The 4,247-nt window shown below is 54.9% G+C and carries 5 protein-coding genes; 4 read left to right on the forward strand and 1 reads right to left on the reverse strand.

What is annotated here, in order from left to right; genetic code table 11:
• On the forward strand, positions 1-732 hold a 732-nt coding region (locus PSV43_RS09670; RefSeq protein WP_300196197.1), incomplete at its 5' end, for a PD-(D/E)XK nuclease family protein.
• A 39-nt stretch (positions 733-771) separates the two neighbouring features.
• On the opposite strand, the gene PSV43_RS09675 is transcribed toward PSV43_RS09670, so the two are convergent.
• Complete coding sequence (locus tag PSV43_RS09675; protein WP_300196199.1) at positions 772-1,056, reverse strand: helix-turn-helix transcriptional regulator; 285 nt, start codon at positions 1,054-1,056, stop codon at positions 772-774.
• An 85-nt stretch (positions 1,057-1,141) separates the two neighbouring features.
• On the opposite strand from PSV43_RS09675, the gene PSV43_RS09680 reads away from it, so the two are divergent.
• The 3 genes from PSV43_RS09680 to PSV43_RS09690 form a co-directional block, all read left to right on the forward strand.
• Complete coding sequence (locus PSV43_RS09680) at positions 1,142-2,740, forward strand: hypothetical protein (protein ID WP_300196201.1); 1,599 nt, start codon at positions 1,142-1,144, stop codon at positions 2,738-2,740.
• Positions 2,741-2,905: 165 nt separating this feature from the next.
• On the forward strand, positions 2,906-3,961 hold the full coding sequence (locus tag PSV43_RS09685) for a WGR domain-containing protein (protein WP_300196202.1): 1,056 nt from the start codon (positions 2,906-2,908) through the stop codon (positions 3,959-3,961).
• 90 nt (positions 3,962-4,051) lie between these two features.
• Positions 4,052-4,247, forward strand: a 196-nt coding sequence (locus PSV43_RS09690) for a hypothetical protein (RefSeq protein WP_300196204.1), incomplete at its 3' end; no start/stop codon positions are given.

Below are 4,247 nucleotides of genomic sequence, written 5' to 3' on the forward strand. Positions count from 1 at the left end.
TTGGGGACGTGGTTGTCGTGTCGGCTGAAGTTCTACTTCCGGTACCTCGCCGGCATTCCGAAGCCGCCATCCGCAGCGATGCGGGTGGGCACCATCGTGCATGCCGTGCTGCAGCAGTGGAACCTCGCCCGATGGCGCAAAGCCCCGCTGATGGGCGACATGGTGCGAACCGTGTTCGATCAGGCATGGCTCGATGCCGAGCAGGAACAGCCGCTGGATTGGGAGGGTGAAGAAGAAAGCACCAAGGCCGGTGCTTTCGCCCTACTGGAATCCTACCTGCGTGATACGCCCATCCCGTTGGATGAGCGCCCCGAGGGTGTGGAGGTCTCGGTCGAGCTGGATCTTGCCCGACATGGACGGCCCAGGCTCGTGGGCATCTTGGATCTGGTGAGAAAAGGCGGCTGCATCGTCGATTACAAGACGACCAGCCGCACACCCGACGGCGAGAAGGTACTGCACTTCACCGAAGTGCAGACGACCTCGTATGCCATGCTCTACCGCGAGGCGACCGACCGGCAGGAGAGTGGCATTGAACTGCATCATCTGGTGCGGCTCAAAACGCCAAAGCTGGTTGTCACCCGCAGCGGGCCAGCCAGCCAGGAGCAGCAGGACAAGCTCCTGCGGATGATCCACTCCTACGTGCGAGGACTGGAAATGGAGGACTTCGTGCCCGCGCCTGGCCTGCAGTGCGGCAGTTGCGAGTTCTTCAACGAGTGCCGTCGATGGCACTAAGCACACCTGCGGCTCCGGGAATGCCCACCGGAGCCGCTTTCATTTTCGGACATCCTTGGTTTTCAGCACCTTGCGAACACGAGCTGCTTTAGCCGGAGGTTTGACTTGAATTGGGAGGAGCAATTGCCATGCCTCCAAACCGTGGATAGCCGCAAGACGATCCAACGTGGACAAGCGAAGATCCTTTTTCCTGCCTGCCTCAACCGCCTGATAATACTTGTACGACAAACCGAATTTGTCCGCGAATTCCTCCTGAGTCAGCCCCAGTTGCGTTCGCAACTGCTTCAATCTCGCCAAAAGGCGTTTGAGGGTCGGGCTTTCCATTCGACCGCAAGCATAGGAGGCGAGCTGTTCCCTTTACACTCACCCATCGGTAGTGTAGAAACACGCACACCTCCTCATTGGAGGTGTGGCAATCGAACCCACAACAGCGAAAGATATGAATTCCGTATATTTCCGTCTGCTTCTGTCGATTTCGGTGTTCACTCACCAATTTGCAGTTGCACAAGCAAGCACCCCATTGGCATCGCAAGCAGTGATCGAATCGTTGAAACCGTTGCGGAAGCAGACGCCTCCAACAACGGCTGATGCTACAGCAGCGGTCCAAAGCCTTGGCGTTTTGTACAAGAACTCCTTCCAAGGAGATAAAACCATTTACGAACTCGCGGTTGCAATTAATGAGCTTTTCAAAATGGAAACTGATTTGGCAAATGCAGAAAATCAGATCAAAGATGCGGAAACGCAGGCCAGGAAAAAAGAGGCTGCTGCAAACCACGCCGTTACAGTGGGAAGCAGTTTGACCGGACCCCAACCCAGGCAGGCATCGATCTACATCGACGACGCGAAGAGAATTCGTCAGCAAGCAATCTCAGTTCGAGACAACGCCAAAAAGAACGTCCTCGAAAAAATCAAAAACGTTGATCGATTGGCCGCCACCAATATTTCCTCTGGAAATACAGCGGTGGCCGCTGCCCTCAGTGCTTCATTATACGCCGTGCTGGATCGTAATTCCCTTGAAAGTTCTTTTTCACCTTCTGTTGCTAGAGAGTGGGTTAAATCAGAAAACTTGAACCCCGGTTCCCAAATCCGCATCAACTCAGCAATCGAATCCACTCTCTCCAAAACAAAAAATGCGGCCGCTCAAAATCCCCCACTTGAATGCCCGCCGAATTATATCTTTCGAGATGAAATATCGCTGAGGACTGCGGTTGTGGATTCTGCTATGGCCAATCAGGTAACGGCCATTTCAATCGAAAAGATTCGCGAGATCGTCGTCAGAAACATCATCGACCTTAATGGGAGTTCGCTCATTAAGGAAGTCATAGCCGTGGATAAAATCGCGTCTAATTTGAGTTCCTCACAACTGGAATCCATGACGTTTAAAGATGGGACCAGCCTGATGAGATTCATTAAACACGATTTGAATTTGGCACTCCAATCGGGTCAAATCTCCCTCCTGAAACCCGCACTAAAAAAGCTCGAAGAAGATCTTCTTCCGAATTCAATTTTCGATAATTTTGCATCGGCGATTTACTCTACTCGTCGCAACCTAAGCGTGGACGACATCGCTGATCCAGGAAATTTAGTGCATCTTTGCTTGGCCGGTTCTTTCAACGGCCAAGAGCTGAGACAGACGGCGTGCAAACGCTTGTTCGCAGAAAAAGACAAAAACTTCCCTGTTTCATTTAAAACCGCAATTGCCAACGAGTTTGGATTAATGACGCTGCTCAGCAAATGTGTCACAATACGAGATGCAACCCGCCGGGAATCCTTGATACAAGCTCTCCGCGAGAGCAGCATTCAGATGACCGAAACTGAGCTTTCGGACACAGCCAGCATGATCGCAATCTGCCTCGGCGGAATTTTGGGTGACGCCAACTTCCTAAGGACGTTCGGTTTTCAAAACACAGAGGCTGCAAATGTGGAATTTATTTTGAGTAGTTCATTCGGCGTTGCGGAACTCCGCAAATTGCGAATGGAAGCTTTTGGCTCAAGTCGATCTCGTTGAGTTTCCACGGCATCGGCTACGATTGAGGCATGCTATAAGTCTCTAATTTCTCAAGGAGAAGGCCTGGTCAGTTAACGCTAACATTTTTCAAACAGAGCCGTCCACCTCCCGTGGCCGGCTCTTTTTGTTTCAACCCACAACACCCAACCGAAAGGAGAAACACACATGGAGCAAATCACGCTCTACTTCCGTGAAGGCTCGTCTGACAAAATCTATCAGGCGGGCATTCAACCCAAGGACGGCGGCTTCGTCGTCCACTTCGCCTACGGGCGGCGCGGTTCCGCGCTGACCACCGGCACCAAAACTCAGTCCCCCGTAGACTATCAAAAAGCGAAGGGCATCTATGACAAGCTGGTGCGCGAAAAGACCGCCAAGGGCTACACGCCCGGCGAGTCTGGCACGCCCTGGCAGCACAGCGACAAGGCCCAGCAGGCCACCGGCATCCTGCCGCAGTTGCTCAATCCCATCGGAGAGATGGAAGCCGTCATGCTGGTGCGTGATCCCCAATGGATCATGCAAGAGAAGTTCGATGGCCGCCGCCTGCTCATCCGCCACAGCGACCATGGCACCGACGGCATCAACCGCACTGGTTTGATCGTCTCGCTGCCGCAGGTCATCCTCAACGCCGTGGAAGCACTCCACGGCCAGTTCATGCTAGATGGCGAGCTGGTCGGCGAACAGTTCATCGCCTTCGACCTGCTCGAACTCAACGGCACCGACTACCGGCCCATGCCCTGCCATGAGCGCCTGCTCAGTCTGTCCGACCTCATCGACCACTCCAGCGCCCACCTCGGCATGGCTGAGACGGCCAGCAACACCGCCACCAAGGCGGCACTGCTGGACCAGCTCAAAGCCGACAACGCCGAAGGGGTCGTATTCAAGCACCACAATGCCTCCTACACCACGGGGCGTCCTGCCAGCGGTGGCGATGCACTCAAACTCAAGTTCTATGAAACGGCCTCCTTCCTGGTGAGCCAGATCAATGAACAGCGTAGTGTGAGCCTCGCCCTGCTCCAGCAGGGCAGCATGGTCCCCGCCGGCAACGTCACCATTCCACCCAACCGCGATGTCCCCGCCAAGGATGACATCGTGGAGGTGCGCTACCTGTATGCGTTCCCAGAGAGTGGCTGTGTGTATCAGCCCGTTTATCTCGGCCGGCGTGATGACATCCCGCGCAGCGCCTGCAGCACCGGCCAGCTCAAGTTCAAAAAGGCCGCGTAATCCCAACACCCAACCCGACGCCTGACAGCCCACCTGCCCTTCACCGGGTGCGTGGGCTGTCGGCGTTTCAACCCCGAAAGGAGAACCCACATGAAAATCAAATCACTTCACGGGCTGGCAGTCACCTGCCTGCTCACACTCACTTCCTGCGACAAAGACCACCCCCAACCGCCACCAACGATTGAATACCTGCGGCAGGAGTTTCACATCCAACTGCCGCCGACCACCCACACCACCACCACGGTGCATGGCACGTCTGCTGTGTCGCCTGCCAAAACGGAGCCGC

This window comes from Prosthecobacter sp., from assembly GCF_029946185.1.
Classification (GTDB): Bacteria; Verrucomicrobiota; Verrucomicrobiia; order Verrucomicrobiales; family Verrucomicrobiaceae; genus Prosthecobacter.